This is a genomic window from Oceanicaulis alexandrii DSM 11625, from assembly GCF_000420265.1.
Taxonomy (GTDB): domain Bacteria; phylum Pseudomonadota; class Alphaproteobacteria; order Caulobacterales; family Maricaulaceae; genus Oceanicaulis; species Oceanicaulis alexandrii.
This window is the reverse complement of record NZ_ATUP01000001.1, coordinates 79263-97741: the sequence shown is the minus strand read 5'-3', so window position 1 is coordinate 97741 and position 18479 is coordinate 79263. Positions and strand designations below refer to the sequence as shown.

At 61.4% G+C, this 18479-nt stretch carries 17 protein-coding genes; 11 read left to right on the top strand and 6 right to left on the bottom strand.

Annotated elements, in window-relative coordinates; genetic code table 11:
• The first annotated feature begins 29 nt into the window (after positions 1-29).
• The 5 genes from G405_RS0100465 to G405_RS0100445 all read left to right on the top strand — a co-directional run bounded on the left by G405_RS0100465 (position 30) and on the right by G405_RS0100445 (position 6330).
• On the top strand, positions 30-920 hold the full coding sequence (locus G405_RS0100465) for a TolB-like translocation protein (RefSeq protein WP_022699527.1): 891 nt from the start codon (positions 30-32) through the stop codon (positions 918-920).
• A gap of 226 nt (positions 921-1146) precedes the next feature.
• Positions 1147-1998 (top strand): translocation/assembly module TamB domain-containing protein, encoded by an 852-nt coding sequence (locus tag G405_RS0100460; protein WP_022699526.1) that lies wholly within the window; start codon positions 1147-1149, stop codon positions 1996-1998.
• Between the two features lie 13 nt (positions 1999-2011).
• Positions 2012-3265 (top strand): polymer-forming cytoskeletal protein, encoded by a 1254-nt coding sequence (locus G405_RS0100455; protein ID WP_022699525.1) that lies wholly within the window; start codon positions 2012-2014, stop codon positions 3263-3265.
• Positions 3266-3382: 117 nt separating this feature from the next.
• Positions 3383-5824: a M1 family metallopeptidase gene (locus tag G405_RS0100450; protein WP_022699524.1), complete on the top strand. Its 2442-nt coding sequence runs from the start codon at positions 3383-3385 to the stop codon at positions 5822-5824.
• A gap of 2 nt (positions 5825-5826) precedes the next feature.
• The gene (locus tag G405_RS0100445) at positions 5827-6330 is read left to right on the top strand and encodes a DUF6702 family protein (RefSeq protein WP_022699523.1); all 504 of its coding nucleotides are present in this window, start codon (positions 5827-5829) and stop codon (positions 6328-6330) included.
• On the opposite strand, the gene G405_RS0100440 is transcribed toward G405_RS0100445, so the two are convergent.
• The 3 genes from G405_RS0100440 to G405_RS0100430 all read right to left on the bottom strand — a co-directional run bounded on the left by G405_RS0100440 (position 6327) and on the right by G405_RS0100430 (position 9085).
• Entirely contained in the window at positions 6327-8057 is a 1731-nt protein-coding gene (locus G405_RS0100440; RefSeq protein ID WP_022699522.1) for an alpha/beta hydrolase family protein, read from the bottom strand. The genes G405_RS0100445 and G405_RS0100440 overlap by 4 nt on opposite strands.
• A gap of 136 nt (positions 8058-8193) precedes the next feature.
• Positions 8194-8793 (bottom strand): hypothetical protein, encoded by a 600-nt coding sequence (locus G405_RS0100435; RefSeq protein WP_022699521.1) that lies wholly within the window; start codon positions 8791-8793, stop codon positions 8194-8196.
• Positions 8780-9085, bottom strand: coding sequence for an autorepressor SdpR family transcription factor (locus G405_RS0100430; RefSeq protein WP_022699520.1), 306 nt, complete (start codon positions 9083-9085; stop codon positions 8780-8782). The genes G405_RS0100435 and G405_RS0100430 overlap by 14 nt, the downstream gene beginning before the upstream one ends.
• Positions 9086-9208: 123 nt before the next feature.
• Between G405_RS0100430 and lipA the strand changes: the two genes are divergently transcribed.
• Both lipA and G405_RS0100420 read left to right on the top strand, forming a co-directional pair.
• The gene (lipA, locus tag G405_RS0100425; RefSeq protein ID WP_022699519.1) at positions 9209-10192 is read left to right on the top strand and encodes a lipoyl synthase; all 984 of its coding nucleotides are present in this window, start codon (positions 9209-9211) and stop codon (positions 10190-10192) included.
• Between the two features lie 8 nt (positions 10193-10200).
• Entirely contained in the window at positions 10201-10719 is a 519-nt protein-coding gene (locus G405_RS0100420; RefSeq protein ID WP_022699518.1) for a type II toxin-antitoxin system RatA family toxin, read from the top strand.
• On the opposite strand, the gene G405_RS0100415 is transcribed toward G405_RS0100420, so the two are convergent.
• From G405_RS0100415 to G405_RS0100405, 3 genes are all read right to left on the bottom strand, one after another.
• A complete protein-coding gene (locus G405_RS0100415) occupies positions 10711-11196 on the bottom strand; it encodes a CinA family protein (RefSeq protein ID WP_022699517.1) in 486 nt (161 codons plus the stop codon). The genes G405_RS0100420 and G405_RS0100415 overlap by 9 nt on opposite strands.
• On the bottom strand, positions 11193-12332 hold the full coding sequence (locus G405_RS0100410) for a bifunctional 2-C-methyl-D-erythritol 4-phosphate cytidylyltransferase/2-C-methyl-D-erythritol 2,4-cyclodiphosphate synthase (RefSeq protein WP_022699516.1): 1140 nt from the start codon (positions 12330-12332) through the stop codon (positions 11193-11195). The genes G405_RS0100415 and G405_RS0100410 overlap by 4 nt, the downstream gene beginning before the upstream one ends.
• A 136-nt stretch (positions 12333-12468) precedes the next feature.
• On the bottom strand, positions 12469-12672 hold the full coding sequence (locus G405_RS0100405) for a hypothetical protein (protein WP_022699515.1): 204 nt from the start codon (positions 12670-12672) through the stop codon (positions 12469-12471).
• A 168-nt stretch (positions 12673-12840) separates the two neighbouring features.
• Between G405_RS0100405 and dusB the strand changes: the two genes are divergently transcribed.
• From dusB to G405_RS0100385, 4 genes are all read left to right on the top strand, one after another.
• Complete coding sequence (gene dusB, locus G405_RS0100400; RefSeq protein WP_022699514.1) at positions 12841-13866, top strand: tRNA dihydrouridine synthase DusB; 1026 nt, start codon at positions 12841-12843, stop codon at positions 13864-13866.
• Positions 13863-14909 carry a two-component system sensor histidine kinase NtrB gene (locus G405_RS14605; protein WP_022699513.1) on the top strand — a complete coding sequence of 349 codons (1047 nt, stop codon included), beginning with the start codon at positions 13863-13865 and terminating at the stop codon, positions 14907-14909. Before dusB ends, G405_RS14605 begins: the two co-directional genes overlap by 4 nt.
• Complete coding sequence (locus G405_RS0100390) at positions 14909-16180, top strand: response regulator (protein ID WP_022699512.1); 1272 nt, start codon at positions 14909-14911, stop codon at positions 16178-16180. Before G405_RS14605 ends, G405_RS0100390 begins: the two co-directional genes overlap by 1 nt.
• A 72-nt stretch (positions 16181-16252) precedes the next feature.
• A complete protein-coding gene (locus tag G405_RS0100385; protein ID WP_028284432.1) occupies positions 16253-18475 on the top strand; it encodes a sensor histidine kinase in 2223 nt (740 codons plus the stop codon).
• Positions 18476-18479 lie beyond the last annotated feature (4 nt).

Genomic DNA, 18479 nt, shown 5'->3' with positions numbered 1-18479 from the left:
ATGCATGTCAGACAACAGCGGAGCAGGGCATGAAGATCGTACGGACGGGCGTTTTGTATCTTGTGCTGGTGGCGGGGTTTGGCGCTGCCGGACAGGCTGGATCCGCCATAGCACAACCTCCTTCCCTGGCTCCCTATCTGGACCAGCCGCCGCCCGGTCTGACCCCGGAACCCTTCGCCCCCGGCCTGGTGTCGTCTCCTGGCTATGAATATGGCGGCGTTTTCTCACCGGATATGGACGCCTTCTACTTCATCCGCGGCAGAGATGAGAGCAGCGCCCAGGACTTCGTCGTTTTCAAATATGAGGATGCCGACTGGCGCGAGACGGTGCTGTCGCCTCGGGTCGGTCAGCCTTTCGTCGCTCCTGATGGAGACACGCTGCATCTGGGCGGGCGCTATATGGAGCGCACAGATGCTGGATGGTCGGAGATATACTCGCTGGGGCAGCCGTTCGATGACTTCCAGATCATGCGTCTCACGACGTCATCCGCCGGAACCTATGTGTTTGACGAAATCGGCTCCGCGGACGGGGATGGCGTGCTGAGGTATTCACGGCTGGTTGAGGGCGTTCGCGAAGCGCCCAGACCTTTCAACGCTGCGATCAATACGGGAACTTTCAACGCTCACCCCTTCATCGCGCCTGATGAGTCCTACATCTTATGGGATGGCCGCAGGCCGAGCGGATTTGGCGACTCGGACATCTATATCAGTTTCCGGCAGGCGGACGGGGACTGGGGGCCGGCGATCAATCTGGGCGAAGCGATCAATACGCCCGCTTGGGAGGCTTCTGCGAGCGTCACCCCGGATGGCCGGTATCTCTTCTTTCACAGGTTGATTGGTTCTGCTGACGGGGACGGCCTGCCTGATGTCGATATCTATTGGGTGGACGCACAAATTCTCGACACGCTTCGCCCCGACTGATCGGGGAGGCCATGCGGCGCTTGTATGGCGCACGCCTCAACACAGCCTGAGAGCACCCATAAAGGCGGTCCGTTTCACGGGCCGCCTTCTTTGTGACTTGAGCAAATTGGGCCCGAGAAATGAAAATATTTATCGTTTTTCGAAAAATTTCGCTTCCTTATCGAGTTTCGATATGATATCGAGTTTCGATAAGGTTGGTCATATAAGAAAAATCGGGGAACCCGAAATGACACGTCTCCTTCTCACCACAGCCGTCGCCAGCGTCCTGGCGTTGACCGGCTGCATAGATGTAACGATCGGAACGCCGGCTTACGCCTCGAGCAGCGACAGCAGTCTCAGGGGCGGGGATTTTACAGCGGTTCTGGATGAGCCTGGTGATTTTCGACTGGCGGGCGCCGATGTGCGCGTGTCCGGAGAAGTCTCAGGCCGGCTGCGGGTCAGTGCAGCCGATTTCATCGCACGCGATTTTCACGCCGGCGCTGTGGCGATCACGGCGGCCGACATCGCCTTCACGGGTGATGTGGACGGACCGGTGACGCTCACCGCATCCGATGTCGCCTGGCGCGGCAGCATAGGCGGAGGCGCGGAAATCCGGGCTGCGGATCTGGACTTTGACGGCCGCCTGGACGGACGTCTGTTTGCACAGGTCGCGGATGCGCATCTGTCCGGCTCTTTTGCTGATATCGATGTTTCAGCAGCGGATCTGGAACTGGATCGCGACAGTCATGTTCAGGGTGATGTGCGCGCCAATGTCGCCGACTTTGAACAGGACGGCGTCATTGATGGGCGTCTGGATCTGAGCGCCCGGTCTGTCTGGATCAATGGCGATCTCAACGCGCCCATGGTTCTGAATGTGGACCCGGGGCGAGGGCGGCTGGACCCAGAAGACGGTCTGGTCGAGCTGAACGGCCGCTCTGTCGGCGGTTCGATCTGTGCGCGCCGTGTGGTCGTGCGGGGGCAGGTGAATGGCCCGCTGACCATCATGGCGGATGCGCCGCCTGAAGTGCTTCAAGGCGCTCAGGCGAATGACATCAGTTTCACGGCCCGCAATGGCCAGCGTTGCGAACGCAACTCGTAAAAGGAGAGGTTTGATGATCAAGTCTCTGAAAAGACATTTGCATTCCCTGCTGGTCGCCGGCTTTTTGTGCGGCGCGGCGAGCGGTGCGGCTCATGCGGGCCAATATATCGGCGGGGATCTCAATCTCTCGCTGGATGAAAACGACGATGTGCTCGTTCTGGCTGCCGATGTGGTCGGGGAAGGGCGTATCGGCGGCGATCTGACGGTGTTTGCGGCGGATGTTCGGATGAACGTCACCGTGGATGGCGAGGTTCAGATCGTGGCTGCAGATATCGAACTGGACGGAACCATCCAGGGCGAAGTCGGGCTGGCGGGCGCAGATATTCGTGTCGGCGCCGACCTGTTTGATGATCTTGAAGCTGCTGGCGCTGACTTGACGCTGAACGGCACAGTGGCGGGCAATGCGTCCCTTGCTGGCTCAACCATCATCCTGACCCCGGATGCTGTGGTCTCCGGTGAAACCGAGATCGGCGCACGCGAGCTCTACATGGAAGGTCGTCTGGTCCAGGCCGTCGAAATTCATGCGCGCGATGTTGTGATTTCGGGCACGATCGAGGGGCCGCTGGATATTCGCGCGCGCGACGTTGTGTTTGAGAGCGGCGCTGTGATCACCGGACCTGTCACCGTACGCTCGCCCAAGCCGCCGCAAGTGGCGGAGGGTGCGCAAATCGGCGAGCTGGACTACCAGGAATATGACTTTGACGAGGAGTCCGATTTCAACCATCCGGATGTAAATTTCAGCATTGAGGATTTCGGGTTCGCGCCCAGCCCGTGGGCGATTGGCGGCGTGTTCACCGCCAGCGCCTTCCTGCTGGGTCTGCTTGTGTCTCTGGCGAGCCCGAAAGGCGTGGCCGGTGTCGCGAGTGCGTTCCGTCGCAAGCCCTGGGTGTCCGGACTGTTGGGCCTCGTCGTTCTTGCGGTGCTGCCCATCCTGACCATCACGCTGTTCGTGTTGCTGCTGGCCACTGTGATCGGTATTCCGCTGGCTTTCCTGCTGATCTTTGCGCTGCCGATCGTGCTCTTCCTGTCCTACGTGTTTGGCGGTGTGGTCATCGGTGATCTGGTGATGAACCGGACGGGCGAACCTGCGGGCTTTGGCTTGCGGGCGGGATCCATGCTGGTGGCTCTCCTGGTGATCGGCCTGATCTCCGTGATCCCGTTCATTGGCTGGCTGATCAGCATGATCGTCTTCTGCATCGGCTTGGGCGCCTGGACCATCGCCTTGTTCTCAAGGACGAAACCAACGCCCAACATGGACGCTGTGTAATGAATTAAGTACAGCGTTACCCTGTTACGATCCCGGCTGACCTTGTAGGTTGGCCGGGATTTTTTTGTTCGTAAGCGGTCACAGAGCCGCACGCTTGCTTCAATCAGGGGAGCGCTCATGTCCTTGTTCAAAGTCGCCCTGGCGGCTGGCGCAGCACTGGTGATCAGTGCGCCCAGTTTCGCCGATCCCATTCGTCAGACCACAAATAACTGGCGGGACGCCTTTCGCCAGCTTGAGGATGAGGATTGGCCCACGCCTAATCGCGAACGCCGCGCCACGGGCGCGCCGGGGCCGGATTACTGGCAGCAGCAGGTGGACTATGACATCGACGTGGCCTTTGACGAGAACTCGAAAGTTCTGACGGGTTCGGCGACGGTCACTTACACCAACAATGCGCCCGATACGCTCGATTATCTGTGGTTCCTGATGGACCAGAACCGCTTCCGTCCGGATTCCATTGCGGTGATGACGGAAACCGTGGGCGGCGCCAGCCGCGCCAATTCGCGCACGGGCGCAGCAGCGTCCGTCGACGGCGTTTCCGCCCGGACGCTCAACCGCGCGCAGCGTCTGGATGAGGACGGTCTCGGCTTCAACATCAATGGTGTGACGCTGGAAGACGGCTCGGCGCTTGATTACACTGTCGTCGACACGCTGATGCGGATTGATCTGCCTGAGACCCTGGAAACCGGCGATTCGGTCACCTTCACCATTGATTGGGATCATGTTCTGATCGAAACCGCTGTCATCGGCGGCCGGTCTGGCTGGGAGTGCTTTGACGAGGACGGCGAGGGCGGCGATTGCATCTATCAGATGGCGCAATGGTTCCCGCGCGCCGCCGCATTCTCAGATTACGAAGGCTGGCACAATAAAGCCTTCCTGGGTCGGGGTGAGTTCACCCTGGAATTTGGCGATTATGACGTCGCCATCACCGTGCCGCAGGATTTCGTGGTCGCCGCGACCGGCGAGTTGCAAAACGCTGACGCCGTTCTGACCGAAGCCCAGCGCGAACGACTGGAAGACGCCGCGACCGCGGACGAGCCGGTGTTCATCATTACGCCGTATGAAGCGCGCGCCAATGAGCGTCGCGGCACCCGCTCCACCACGACCTGGGAGTTCTCGGCCGAGAATGTCCGTGACTTCGCCTGGGCGACCTCGCGCAAGTTCATCTGGGATGCGGTGGGCGTCGAGCAGGACGGCGGCGGTCAGGCGCCGGATCGCGTCATGGCGATGAGCTTTTATCCCAATGAAGCCGAGCCGCTGTGGTCGACATACTCCACCCGCGCCATCGAGCACACGATCGACGTCTATAACGAGTTCTCCTTCCCCTATCCGTACCCGACCGCGCAGTCGATTTCCGGTCCGCAGGGCGGCATGGAATACCCGATGATCACCTTCAACGGCGCCAGCTATGGCCGCCCGGTGATCGGCGAAGATGGCGAGCTGACCTATTCACGCCGCGCCAAGCACGGCCTGATCGGCGTGATCATCCACGAGATCGGGCACATCTACTTCCCGATGACGGTGAACTCCGATGAGCGCCAATGGACCTGGATGGACGAGGGACTGAACACCTTCCTGCAGTTCCAGGCCGAGCGTCGCTGGTCTGAAGATTATCCTGTGCGCCGCGGCGACCCGGATCTGATCGCCGACTACATGGTCTCCACCAATCAGGTGCCGATCATGACCCAATCCGATTCCATCCCGCAATTCGGCAACAACGCCTATGGCAAGCCGGCGACCGCTCTGGTGGTGCTGCGCGAGACGGTGCTGGGCCGCGAACTGTTTGATCGCGCCTTCCGCGAATACTCCGAGCGCTGGCGTTTCAAGCGCCCGACCCCGTATGACTTCTTCCGCACCATGGAGGAAAGCTCGGGCGTGGATCTCGACTGGTTCTGGCGTGGCTGGTTCTACTCCACCGACCATGTGGACATCGCGATCACCAGCGTGACCGAAGGCACGGTGAACACCGAAGACCCGGAGATCGAGAACCCGCTTGATCGCCAGCGGGACGCGGACACGTCAAATTCCACGACGTTGCAGAACAATATCGAAGAGGGTCTGGCCTTCTACGAGAACGAGAACCCTGAAGTTCAGGATTTCTACTCGGCCAACGATCCGCATGTGGTCACCAATCGCCAGCGTGAAGCGTATGAAAGCCTGCGCGATGGCGATCTGCCCGAGCATGAAGCTGCGGCGCTTGATTATGACGGCTACGTCTACTTCGTGAATCTGGAAAACCAGGGCGGCGTGGTGATGCCGGTCATTCTGGAGTTCAGCTTTGCTGACGGGAGCACGGATGAAGTGCGTATTCCGGCCGAGATCTGGCGCTTCAATCCCGACTCCGCGATCTGGCGCTACATCACTGACAAACAGGTCGTGTCCGTGGAGCTGGACCCGCATCTTGAAACCGCGGACGCGGATCGCACGGATAATTATTATCCGCCGCAAATCCAGCCCAGCCGTCTTGAGGTGTATCGCAACACCTCCAGCCCGTCCTCGCTGATGGACGATATGGATCTGCGCGTTGAACGCGACAGCATCCAGACCCGGGATCAGTAAGCATGGGTTCCGTCCTCCGGACGCTGGTTCTGGCCGTTGCGCTTTGCGCAGCGGCCGGCTCCGCTTACGCCCATCGGCTTCATGCCGGGCTGACGGATATTTCAGTCAATGCGACCACGGGCGAGCTTGAGGTCGTACACCGGCTCTACACCCACGACCTGCACCCCGCGATCGGGTTCAACGCCATTGACGACGCCGAGTTGTACGAGACCCGCGAGGGCTTGTTGCGCTTGGGCGCGTATGCGGCCGCTCGGTTCTCAATGCGTGTGGAAGGCGAGGGGCCGGCGCCGCTACGATATGTGGGCGCCGAGCCTGATGGCGAGTTCACCTTCTTCTATTTTGTCGGAGACGCGCCTGAGCCTGGTGACTCCGTGATCATCGACAACCGCTTGCTGGTGGATTTCCTACCCAGTCAGTCCAATCTGACGAATGTCCGGCTGGGCGAGGATGTCCAGTCCCTGACCCAGGGACCGGACTCTCGTGCGCCGGGGCGCGCGCGTTTCTAGCGTTCTGCGCCGAAGCGTTCATTGATCCAGTTGGCGATCAGCGCCATGACTTCGGGATCAAAGGTTTCCTCAATCTGCGCATATTCGGTCATGAGGCCCGTCTGGGCGTTCTGGAACAGATGGTTGCGCCCCTCCAGCACGACGATTTGCGCATCGGGCTTGTCAGCGAGCAAGGCGTCCAGTCCCGCCACATTGGGTTCGGCGACGATCTGCAGGTCCAGCGTGCCTTGCAGCGCCAGAACAGGCTGGTCCATCTGCGCGAACCAGTCCGCAGGATCATAGTTCACCAGGGCGCGATACCAGTCCCGTCGCATGGAATTGATGAGGATCGTTTTCTGATCGGCCGGCACTTGCAGTATGGCGAGGGTCTCTTCCGTCAGGAGACCGTCCAGCGCCGCTTCGGCGCTTTCCCGGTCGCGCGCATGACGCACCGCGTCCACCAGCGTCTCCATGACGGCGACGCGCTCTCGGGTTTCGGCGGGATCAACATCCAATGCGTCGGAGTTCGCCACGATCTGGTCAATGATGAAGCGATGCCCCGGCGTGCCGGGCCCCGCCAACAAGATAATGAAGGCGGTGTCGCTGTGCTCGGCCGCGACGATCGGTGCGATCAGGCCGCCCTCGCTGTGCCCGGCGAGGCCGACGGCGTTTATCATGGGATGATTGCGCATCCACTCCGCAACAGCGGCGGCGTCAGAGGCGAAATCGTATGAGGTCGCGCTGGCGAAATCGCCGGTCGAGTCTGCAAACCCCCGGTCGTCATATCGCAACACTGCAATGCCCTGCCGGGTCAGATGATCGGCCAGAACCGCGAAGGGCTGGTGAGTCCATACGGTCTCGTCACGGTCTTGCGGGCCAGACCCCGAAATCAGCACCACGCCCGGAAACGGGCCTTCGCCTTCGGGCAAGGTCAGGCTGCCCGCCAGCGTCACGCCCTCGGCCTCAGGATTGTCGATGCGGACCTCCTCGATGGTGTACGGAAAGGGCGCTTGCGGCGTTTGTGGGCGATTGGGAGCCTCGACCGTCTCGGATACGCGCTCGAATGTCACCGTGACAGTATCAAAACCGGGACGCATCCAGTCTCCGCTCAGCGTGTCGCCATTCACCTGACCTTGATAGGTCACATTGGCGGCGGGCACTTGAAAGGACACTGCATCCCCGGAGCGGCTGAAGTTGCGGACCGGGATATCGTAGGCGGCCTGGGAGATGGAATCGAGCGTGACGCGGGTGCCGTCCTCGCCGGTCTGAATGTTCAGCGCGAACTCCAGCTCGGTGTCGTTTCGGATCAGCTGACCTTCCCAAACTCCATCCATGCCGTCGATGAAGATCGCGGTGTCTCCGGTCGGGCGAGCAAAGCTTGTGGGGATCTGCATGCCCTGGCTGAAGACGCCGTCATAACTGGCTTCGGAGTCGTTCCATTCGCCTTCGAACCGGGCGCCGATCGCGGCGATGGAAAACTCAAAGCGATCCAGGGAGATCGCCACGCTGCTGATCGGAATGAGTTGGCCCGGAGCCTGATCGAGGCTTTCCAGAACCGCTGTCTGCTCGCCGTCTTCATCTATTGTGACCGTAACCTGCAGGCGCATGTCACCGCCCGGTGTTTCCAAAGTCGCTAGCCAGTCGCCCGAGCGATCCGCGACCGATTGCGCCGAGGCGAGACCGGTGACCAGCAAGATCAGAAATCCGCCGGTCAGTATCGTGAACAGGGAGGAGTGTCGTTGGGCCATGGAGTGCTTCTTTCTGTTGGCTCTTGTGACCCGGACACAGCTCTCCTGTTCAGCGGCAGAGTGCGCTGTTGAGATGTGACAGGGTCAGGGGAAGGACAGCCGGAGCGCTTCAGGCGCTCCGGCTGTCAGAGGAATGTCAGGCTTGGGTTTTTGCGCCGAGCATGACCATCAGGCATCGGGCCACCACGAGAAGGGAGCCGCACACGGCGATCGCGGTGAGTGCGAGCGCTGAATAATCCTGTGGCGTGATGAAGGCGGCGAGGATGTAGAGCGCGCCGGTGATCATCAAAACCAGACCGGAAAATCGGGCGATGGCCTGTCGCTGGGCCTGGGAGGCGCTGCCCGGGCTCAATGAGGTCGGGCGTTTCGGGATTGCGTTGGCGATGACGATCATGGCGATGCCAAAGGCGCTGCCCATAATGCGGATTTCCCAAGCGTCGGTGATCCAGGTGAATCCGGAGGTGAACACCACCGTCAAACCCATGGGGATCAGGATCAGAATTCCGGCGGAGCGAATCGATTTCCGCAACGTGACGCGGTCTTCTTCGGAAGGTTTGTTTTCCTGATTGCTGAATTTGAGGGTCTCCACGAGCAGCCAGGCGACCGGCAGGAAAATCGCGCCCAGAATGAACATCCAGCCTTCATCGGGCTCGCGCACGGCCAGGACGCCAGCGAGCGGAAAGGCCAAGGCCAAAATGGCGGCTGTGGAAAAAAACGGAGCTTTAGTCTGCGCCATTGTTTTGGTCCTTTGTATCTGTAGGGGAGCCGTCGCCCAGGCCGAAAGTCTTGGCGAACCCAAGGAGCGCGTCTTCAAGAACGCTGAGCTTGATGCGGTAAGTGACGATTTTTCCTGTTTTTGTAGCGTCCACCAGATCCGCGTCCTTCAGGACTGAGAAGTGCGCGGACATGGTGGGTTTGGAGACGTCGAATTCTGCCGCCAGCTCTCCCGCCGTCATCGGGCGTTCGCGCAGCAGTTCCAGAACCCGGCGTCGTGTAGGGTCAGAGAGGGCTTTGAATACGTTGCTCATGAATAGATGATTAGCTAATCGTCGAAATGAATGCAAGCTAATAATTCGTCATTCGTCTAAATGACCGATATGAGCGCTGTTTGTGAACTTGATGGAAAGGGCCGGGGGGCTTATCTGGGGCGTATGGTCAACCTGATCTCATCCCCCCGCTCCGCCACGCCCGACGCTCGCGCCGCGCGTCACCCGGAAAAGCAAAAGCGCCCCGATACGCCGGTGCTGCGAAAGCCGGACTGGATTCGCGTGAAGGCCCCGACGGGCGGCGTGTTCTCCGAGACGCGTAATGTGGTGAAGGAGAATAATCTCGTCACCGTGTGTGAAGAGGCGGGCTGCCCCAATATCGGCGAGTGCTGGTCGCAAAAACACGCCACCTTCATGATCATGGGTGAGACCTGTACCCGTGCCTGCAGCTTCTGCAATGTGAAGACCGGTCTGCCGGATGCGCTCGATACCGATGAGCCGCGTCGCGTGGCCCACGCCACGGCGACCATGGAGCTCAAGCACGTCGTCATCACCTCGGTGGACCGTGATGACCTCGCCGATGGCGGGGCTGAACATTTCGCCCAGGTCATCCGGGCGATCCGGGAAGCCGCGCCGGGTACGACCATTGAAATTCTGACGCCGGACTTCCTGCGCAAGCCGGGGGCGGCGGAAGTCGTCATCGATGCGCGTCCGGACGTGTTCAACCACAATCTGGAGACCGTGCCGCGGCTCTATCTCGGCATTCGTCCGGGCGCGCGCTATTACCATTCGCTGCGCTTGCTGGAGCGCGTGAAAGAACGCGACCCCAGCCAGTTCACCAAGTCCGGCATCATGGTCGGCCTGGGTGAGACCAAGGAAGAAGTGATGCAGGTGATGGACGATATGCGCTCCGCCGGCATCGATTTCCTGACCATAGGCCAGTATCTGCAGCCGACCCGCAAGCACGCCGCGGTGGACCGCTATGTCACCCCGGAAGAATTCAAAAGCTATGAGACCATCGCCCGCGCCAAAGGGTTCTTGATGGTGTCCGCCAGCCCGCTCACCCGGTCGAGCTATCATGCCGGGGATGATTTCGAGCGCATGCGCGCCGCCCGCGAGGCTGCGCTGGCGTCCGGCAAAACCCTCTAGAGAGTTCCATGAGCGCCGAGCATGTAGAACGGATGCGCTTGCGCTACCGGCCTGAAGATCTCTTTGAGCTGGTCGGCGATGTGCGTCGCTATCCCGATTTCATCAAACTGATCACCGCCATGCGCGTGACTCGCGATGCGGTGGTTGATGGAGTGGGGGAACTCGATGCGGAAGCGCGCGTCCGCTACAAGTTTGTCCGTGAAGGCTTCACCACCCGGGTGACGCTCGACGCGCCGTCGCTCGCCATTGACGTGACCTATCTGTCAGGCCCGTTCCACGAGCTGGCCAATCGTTGGCGCTTTCACCGTCTTGAGGACGGCTCGACGCTTGTTGATTTCTGGATCCGCTACGGGTTCAAGAACCCGGTCCTGCAAATGCTGCTCGATGGCAGTCGGACGCGGGCGATCCGGTATCTGATCGGCGCCTTTGAGGCTGAAGCGGCCAAACGGTTTGAACCGGTCGGCGACCCTGATCTCGATTACACTGAAGCGCTCAAGCGTATTCCGACGCCGGAAGCCTCAGCCTAGGCTGTTCAACAAGAGCTTCAGCGCCTCTTCAACCGTGAGCGCGCGCACCCGGTCGCGTCCGACATCGCCATAGCGGCGGCTTAGAGTCAGCGTGGGTTTTCCTGTTTGTGCGCAGCCAAACCAGACCAGTCCCACAGGTTTGTCCGCGCTGCCGCCTCCCGGCCCGGCGATTCCCGTCACAGACACCGTGAGACCCGCCCGACTGTGCGCCAGTGCGCCTTCAGCCATGGCTTTCGCCGTTTCAACCGAGACGGCGCCATGGGTCTCGATGGTGTCTGGCGACACGCCCAGCATGTCCATCTTGGCGTCGTTGGAATAAGTCACAAAGCCACGGTCCACGACCGCCGACGAGCCCGGAATGCCGGTTAATTCGCCCGCGATCAGCCCGCCCGTGCACGATTCCGCTGTCGCGATCATGACGCCGCGCGCCTTCGCCCGTTCAATGACCTGTTCTGCGTAGCTGTACGCCGGGCTCATGACAGCACCGCCGTTACAATCGCTTCCGCCGCCAGCCCTTCGCCGCGACCGGTGAAGCCGAGCTTTTCTGTGGTGGTCGCCTTGATGTTCACTCGCCTGGGATCAAGGTCCAGAATCTCGGCGACGCGGGATTTCATGGCGGCTTTGTGCGGGCCGATCTTGGGGCGTTCGCATATCAGCGTGACATCCACATGGACCGCGCGCGCTCCAGCTTCTGCGGCGATCTTGGCGGCGTGCGCGAGAAACATCGCAGAATCCGCGCCTTTCCATTGGTCATCGCTGGGCGGGAAGTGGTCGCCGATATCGCCCAGCCCCGCCGCGCCCAGCAGAGCGTCTGTGATGGCGTGAAGGCCGGCGTCGGCGTCCGAATGCCCGATCAGCCGGTAGGGGCACTCAATGAATACCCCGCACAGATGTACGCCATCGCCCGCCGCCATGCGGTGCACATCATAGCCCATGCCGGTCACGGTGAGGGCGGCAGGTGATGCGCCGCCAGCCAACGCTTGCTCAGCACGTTCAAAATCGTCCGGGTAAGTCACTTTGAAATTGCGTTCCTCACCTTGGGTCAGCATGACATTAAGCCCGCTAGCGCGTGCCAGCGAGACCTCATCAGGATAATCGGTTGAAGCGGCCTGGAAAGCCTCGCGCAAAAGCTGGGTTTGAAATGCTTGCGGCGTTTGAAGACGATACAGGCCCTCCCGACTGACCGGCGTAACGCCAGCGTCATCAGATAGCGCCAGGGCGTCGGCCACCGGCAGAGCGGGCGCGGCGCCAGGTGCGCTGTCCAGCGCGGCGCGCAAGCGGGCGATCACGGCGTCGGACACCAGCGGCCGCGCAGCGTCATGGATCAGCACCTGTTCGTGCGACACATGGGCGAGGGCGTTGCGCACGGACTGGGTGCGCGTCTCGCCCCCTTCGACAAGGACGGCCTCGGCGCCATTCAGGCAGGCGCGCACCGCTTCGGCCTGACGCGGCGCATGTGCGATGATGATTTGCGTGCAGGCTGGATCCTGGGCGAACCGATTGATGCTGTAGGACAGCACGGGGCGCCCCGCCAAATTGCGAAACTGTTTTGGCGTCCCAGCGCCAGCGCGCGTTCCGCGCCCGGCAGCGACGATGCATGCGCTATAGCCCATGGGGTGCTCGCTAGACCTCTGACTGTACTGAAGTCAGCGATAGGCAATTCAGGCAACGAGGTCCAGCGACCGTGCACATGAATACGCCCCGGACTCAATGCCGGGGCGTATCTGGCTCAGATCGAGGATCTGAGTTTTACGGATTTAGCGGGCAGGTGTCGCTGAAGACGTCATAGATAATGCCGTTGTGAAAAATCCTGACGCTGTAGAAGCCGGCGACTTCGGTGCAGGACAGCACCACAGCGTCTTCGGGAATAGTAGAGGCCTGCGCGGCCGGAGTGGCGAGCAGGCTGGCGAGGCCCAGCACGGCGGCGCTCAGCATGAAGCGAACAGATTTCATAGTGTCCTCCAGAGAGATAAGAGAATTAGAAAAACAACTGTAGGGGGAACTTAATGGGAGTCAAAACCTTCCAGGGAGAACGCAGCGTGCGGGAGGCGCCCGAATTCTCCTGCACAAGAGTTACGAGTCACAGTGTCACTGGAAGACCGGTGAGAGACGCGGTATCTCATGGACATGACTTGCACTCACCCTCTGCTGACTGGTTTTGACATCGGACCGATCCGCGTCGAGCGGCCTGTGTTGTTGGCGCCGATGTCGGGCGTGACCGATTGGCCGATCCGCAAACAGGCCTTCAAGTTTGGCGCTGGCCTAGTCGTCAGCGAGATGGTGGCGTGTGAAACGCTCGCGCAAGGTCGTGAGGACGTGATCCGGCGCATGCGTGCTGATGGTGATTGCGGTCCTCATGTGATTCAGCTCGCAGGCCGCGAGGCGAAATGGATGGATGTCGGCGCGCGCCTGGCGGAAGAGGCGGGCGCGGATGTGATCGACATCAATATGGGATGTCCGGCGCGTCAGGTGACGCGAGGGCTGAGCGGCTCAGCCCTGATGCGTGATCTCGACCATGCGCTGACGTTAATCGAGGCGACGGTGAAGGCGGTCTCTGTCCCCGTGACGCTGAAAATGCGTCTGGGCTGGGATCATGACAGCCTGAACGCCCCCGAACTGGCTTTGCGTGCGCAAGAGGCCGGCGTGAAAATGGTGACGGTGCATGGCCGCACGCGTCAGCAGTTTTACAAGGATCAAGCCGATTGGGCCGCGGTCGCGTCTGTGAAAGACGCGATCTCTATCCCCTTGATCGTCAATGGCGATATCAGCACGCCTGATGAAGCGCGCTCGGCGCTGAAGCAATCGGGGGCTGACGGCGTCATGGTCGGCCGCGCCTCTCAAGGGCGTCCGTGGTTGCCTGGCGCGATTGCGGACGTGTTGTGTGACGGCGCCGTCTTTGGTGAGCCGGACCTTGCAACCGGGGCGCAATCCCTGTCTGACGCTTTGCAAGACAGTGTGACGCTTTATGGCGAAGCGTTGGGCGTGCGGACCATGCGCAAGCATTTTGCGAGCTTTGTGGATTGGGCGGTGTCTGACCCCGATGACGCACGCGCCTGGCGAGGCCGGTTGTGCCGGGCGAAAAGCGAAGCGGAGGCGCGGTCTGAACTGATGGCGTTCGTTCACAGCCGTCAGGCGAGCGCAGCTTGAGCGACGCTGCGCCCTCCCTGTCGGAACGCGCCGCCGAGGCTGCGCCGATTGCGTTGGTGTTGCTGGATGAAGCGGGCGAAATCGTCTTCGCCAATGCACGCGCTGAGATCCTGTTCGGGCAATCGCGCAAACGCCTGATTGGCAAAACACTTGAAGATGCGGGGCCAGTCGGCAGGGCGTCTTCTGAGCTTGCGCGGCGGTCGCTCCTCGAGAACCGGTCCCTGTACGCTCATGATTTGCCCGTGGGGGTGGCGGATCGCGCTCTGCGCATTTCGGTGGATGTCTCTCCTGATGAAACAGGCGTGTGCGTCTGTCTGCGGCCCTGGCCGGAATCTGGCGGCGGCGCCCGCAGTGACGTGGCGGCGAACGCAGCGGCAGGCTTTGGAATGATGCTGTCGCATGAGCTTAAAAACCCCATGGCGGGCGCACGGGGCGCTGCGCAACTCATCGCCCAGAGCGAGGATGAGGAAAGCCGAGAACTGGCGACCCTGATCATCACCGAACTTGATCGCGCGCGCCGTATCGCAGAGCGCTGGAGCCGGGTGGGTGATATCGGGCCGCCGCGACTGGGGCGGGTCAACCTTCATGCGCTTGTGCGCGAAGCCGTACGTTCAGCTCGGGCGTCCGCGTCTCCGGAAGTCGTCTGGCTAGAGTATTTTGATCCCTCCTTGCCCGATGCCCTGGCGGATCGCGACCTTGTTTCCCAGGCGGTGCTCAATCTGCTGATCAATGCGGGTGAAGCGGCCTGCCAGGGGGGCGGTCGGGTGAAAGTCTATACGCGCTATCGTCAACCCAGACCGGGTGGTCCGGCGCCGGACGCCCGTCTTGAAATCGCCATTGAAGATGATGGTCCGGGCGTTGATGATGCGCTTCGAGACGCGATCTTCAATCCTTTTGTCACCGGCAAACCGGCGGGCGAGGGACTGGGCCTGGCGCTTGTCAGCCGTGTCGCGGACCTTCTCAATGGCGGCGTCGAGTTTGAGACTCGTCCGGGGCGGACAGAGTTTCATTTCTACCTGCCTGTAGAGCGTAAGGACGGCTGATGGCGCACCGGGTCCTGATACTGGAAGATGATGAATCCCTGCGTCTTGTGATCGCGAAGGCGCTGTCGCGCGCCGGGTTTGAAGTGCGCGCCACCGCATCCGCTGATGCGGCGCTTGAACGACTGGCGCGGCGTGAAGTCGATGTGCTGCTTGCGGACGTTTTGTTGGGGCGGGAGAGCTTTCTGGACCGCCTGGACGAGGTCACCCGTGTGCGGCCCGACATACCCGTCATCATCATGAGTGCTCAGACCACGGCGCGCACTGCGATCGAAGCCGGCAAGGCTGGTGTCTTCGAGTATTTGCCAAAGCCATTTGATCTCAATGAGATGGTCTCGGTTATCAAGAGATCGCTTGAAGATGTGGGCCCGGTGCTCCCTGTCGCTTCGTCGCAGGGGTTTGGTGGCTTGGTCGGCCGCTCATCGGCGATGCAGGAAGCGTTTCGCGCCCTGGGACGACTTGCGCGGACCTCCTCGCCGGTATTGTTTACCGGGCCTGAGGGGAGTGGCCGGGCGCACAGCGCCCGGGTTCTCATCGCTGAGAGCGGTATTGCGGGTCCTGTCATAGAGGCGGGGCCGGCGCGGATGCGACGCGAAGGGCCGGCCTTGCTTGAAACAGCGGCCGGCGGCGCCTTGATCCTCCGTCGCGCTGAGCGCTGGGACGAGGACTGCCAGGATTGGGTTCTTGAGGCGCTGGAAACCCCGCGCGGGGATAGTCCCCGTATTCTGGCGACCGCGACCCCGGACATTGGTGAGCATTTAAGGCCGGTCCTGTTGTCTCATTTGGCGATCGGGCGTGTCCAATTGCCGCCTCTGCGTGATCGGGGGGGAGACCGGGCGCTTCTGTTCGCTCACTTCCTGTCAGAGCAATCCACGCCTCGCGAAATGGATGAGACGGTGCGGGCCTTTATCAACAGTCAGGTCTGGCCGGGTGAAGTGCTGGGATTGAAGCGCGTCGCCCTGCATCTTAGCATGCAGGGCGCGCGTGGCCCCTTGTCGGTCGAGGAGATCGAAGCCGCCATCCATGAGTTTTCCGGTCGTGATCCGGGGGTGGATTTGAGTGAGGCCGCAGCGCGATTCTTCGGAACAGCTTTGGCGCTTGGAGAGAGCGGCATAGGTGAGAAAGCCCAGATCGCTGTCGACCGTGGCTTGTTCGCTGCGGCGCTGGAATCGTCAAACGGCGTCCGGCAGGATGCTGCTAAGCTGCTGGGATTGAACCGAAACACGCTGACGAGGCGTATGGCTGCTTTGCAGTCAGACGGCGATGAGACCTAGAAGCCACACCCGTTGAATTTCCGTCACATATGGGCCAAGCTGTCTCTGAGGGGACGCAAGGAGACGCGCAACTTGCCAAAGTTTGCGGGCAATCCAGCTTGGCGACAATCCACGCTATTCTTACTCGGCTTCGTTGTGGCGACGCTGGGCGTGGTTCTGCTCGCCCTGCTATCAGTTTTCCATGAGGGCCGGTTCGGTCCCGGCGGGTGGGGCTTCATCACGCTCATGGCGTTGGTGGCCGCATTGCTGGGCGTGCTCGCCGTCGCGGTTTATCTGCGCGTGATGCAGCAGCTCAGAGGCACGCAAGGGGGCGCATCCGCCGCGCCCCGTCTGCAAATGCGCTTCATCACCCTGTTCGCCGTTGCGGCGGTCGTTCCGGCGGTTCTGATGGCGGGGTTTCAGGCGCTGGTGCTCAATCGCGGCGTGGAGTTCTGGTTTGCAGAGCGGGTCAACACACTGGTGGAGACGACGGCGGAGCTCGGCAATGAATGGCCGCAAGTGGCGTTGAGCCAGACAGGCGATCACATGCGCGGGATCGTCCAAGACCTTGCCGCGCCAGAGGCCGTCAATTCCCTGCAAGATCAGCGTATTCTGTATAGTGGCTATCTGACGAACCAGGCTCGGCTGCGCAATCTGCCGGCTCTCTATGTCATTGACAGTCAGGCGACGATCCTGGCGCGCAGCGACGAGGCTCCGGAGACGCCGGGCTTCGCCGCGCCATCTCAATCCTTGTTCGACATCGCCAATGAAGGCGATATCAGCGCCTCGGCTCCGGTGCGCCGCGAAGACGGGCCAGATTATGTGCGCGTCTTGCTGCGCATGCCTGAATATGAAGACGCCTATCTGTATTCGCTGGTCTTTGTCGATTTCAGCCTGTTGAGCGCAGCGCTGGAAGCCACCCAGTCTTTCCGTGAAGCGATCGCCAGCGAACAGCAAATGCGGATCAGCTTCTTCTTCGTCTACGCACTGGCGGCGGTGCTGGTGTTTCTGGGGGCGGTCTGGCTTGCTTTGAGCGCAGCGGCGCAAGTGGTGTCACCCGTCAGTCGATTGGTCGCGGCGGCCGAGCTGGTGCGGCGCGGCGAGCTGAGCGCCCGCGTTCAGGTCGCGCGAGATAATGACGAGATCGCAGCGCTGAGCCGGGCCTTCAACCGGATGACGCGGCAGTTGGAGAGTCAGCGCGGCGCGCTTTTGGAAAGCAATGCGGAATCAGAACGCCGCCGCGCGTTCATCGAAGCCGTGCTGACAGGCGTCAGCGCCGGTGTGATCGGTCTGGAGCCTGATGGCCGCGTCTCGCTGGTCAACCGATCCGCCGCGCAGCTTCTGGGGCGTGAGCCTGGCGCACTTGTCGGGGATATGATCGAGACGGTCATGCCTGAATTTTCTGAAGTTTTCCAGGCTGTTCACCGTCGGCCCGATGAAATCGCCGAGCGCCAGATCGATCTGGTGGAAGAGGGCGGTGCCACCGTCAGTCTCAGCGTCCGGGCTGCGCAGGACGATGATGGCGGCGTAGTGATTACGTTTGACGATGTGTCGCGCCTTGTCGCCGCGCAGCGGAGCGCCGCCTGGCGGGATGTGGCGCGCCGTATCGCGCATGAGATCAAAAATCCGCTGACCCCGATCCAGCTGTCCGCCGAGCGATTGAAGCGCCGGTATCGCAAGCAGATTGATGAGGATGGCCTTGAGACGTTTGATAAATGCGTTGACACCATTGTGCGTCAGGTCAGCGATATTGGCCGCATGGTGGATGAATTCTCCGCGTTCGCCCGTATGCCTGCGCCCAAGATGGAAGTCGCGGATCTGGTGGATGTCGCCAATGCCTGCGTCTTCGCCCAGCGCGTCGCGTCTCCTGAGCTTCAGGTCCTGCTGACGGTGCAGGGCGGGCCGATTTCGGTGGAATGCGATTCACGGCTGATCGGGCAGGCTTTGGCCAATGTGCTCAAGAACGGCGCCGAAAGCGTCTCGGCCCGCATGGAGCAAGACGGCTCGAAGGCGGGCGGACAGATTGCTGTTTCAATCGGTTCGGAAACTGGTCAGGCGATAATCGAAATAACCGATAACGGTCTGGGCTGGCCCGAACATGACCGGGCGCGTCTGACAGAGCCCTATATGACCACGCGCGCCAAAGGCACAGGCCTTGGTCTCGCAATTGTCCGCCGCATCATGGAAGACCATGGCGGGCGGCTTGAACTGGATGACCGTCCCGACCTGATGCGGGGCGCGGTGGTCCGGTTGGTACTTCCCTTGCTTGAACCCGATACGGACGCGTTGGACACACCAGCGCAGGCGGAGGCTTGAACGC

Bases quoted from the DNA above. Each gene is read 5' to 3' on its own strand.
- G405_RS0100465 (WP_022699527.1), top strand. From the start codon at position 30: ATGAAGATCGTACGGACGGGCGTTTTGTATCTTGTGCTGGTGGCGGGG.
- G405_RS0100460 (WP_022699526.1), top strand. From the start codon at position 1,147: ATGACACGTCTCCTTCTCACCACAGCCGTCGCCAGCGTCCTGGCGTTG.
- G405_RS0100455 (WP_022699525.1), top strand. From the start codon at position 2,012: ATGATCAAGTCTCTGAAAAGACATTTGCATTCCCTGCTGGTCGCCGGC.
- G405_RS0100450 (WP_022699524.1), top strand. From the start codon at position 3,383: ATGTCCTTGTTCAAAGTCGCCCTGGCGGCTGGCGCAGCACTGGTGATC.
- G405_RS0100445 (WP_022699523.1), top strand. From the start codon at position 5,827: ATGGGTTCCGTCCTCCGGACGCTGGTTCTGGCCGTTGCGCTTTGCGCA.
- G405_RS0100440 (WP_022699522.1), bottom strand. From the start codon at position 8,057: ATGGCCCAACGACACTCCTCCCTGTTCACGATACTGACCGGCGGATTT.
- G405_RS0100435 (WP_022699521.1), bottom strand. From the start codon at position 8,793: ATGGCGCAGACTAAAGCTCCGTTTTTTTCCACAGCCGCCATTTTGGCC.
- G405_RS0100430 (WP_022699520.1), bottom strand. From the start codon at position 9,085: ATGAGCAACGTATTCAAAGCCCTCTCTGACCCTACACGACGCCGGGTT.
- lipA (WP_022699519.1), top strand. From the start codon at position 9,209: ATGGTCAACCTGATCTCATCCCCCCGCTCCGCCACGCCCGACGCTCGC.
- G405_RS0100420 (WP_022699518.1), top strand. From the start codon at position 10,201: ATGAGCGCCGAGCATGTAGAACGGATGCGCTTGCGCTACCGGCCTGAA.
- G405_RS0100415 (WP_022699517.1), bottom strand. From the start codon at position 11,196: ATGAGCCCGGCGTACAGCTACGCAGAACAGGTCATTGAACGGGCGAAG.
- G405_RS0100410 (WP_022699516.1), bottom strand. From the start codon at position 12,332: ATGGGCTATAGCGCATGCATCGTCGCTGCCGGGCGCGGAACGCGCGCT.
- G405_RS0100405 (WP_022699515.1), bottom strand. From the start codon at position 12,672: ATGAAATCTGTTCGCTTCATGCTGAGCGCCGCCGTGCTGGGCCTCGCC.
- dusB (WP_022699514.1), top strand. From the start codon at position 12,841: ATGGACATGACTTGCACTCACCCTCTGCTGACTGGTTTTGACATCGGA.
- G405_RS0100390 (WP_022699512.1), top strand. From the start codon at position 14,909: ATGGCGCACCGGGTCCTGATACTGGAAGATGATGAATCCCTGCGTCTT.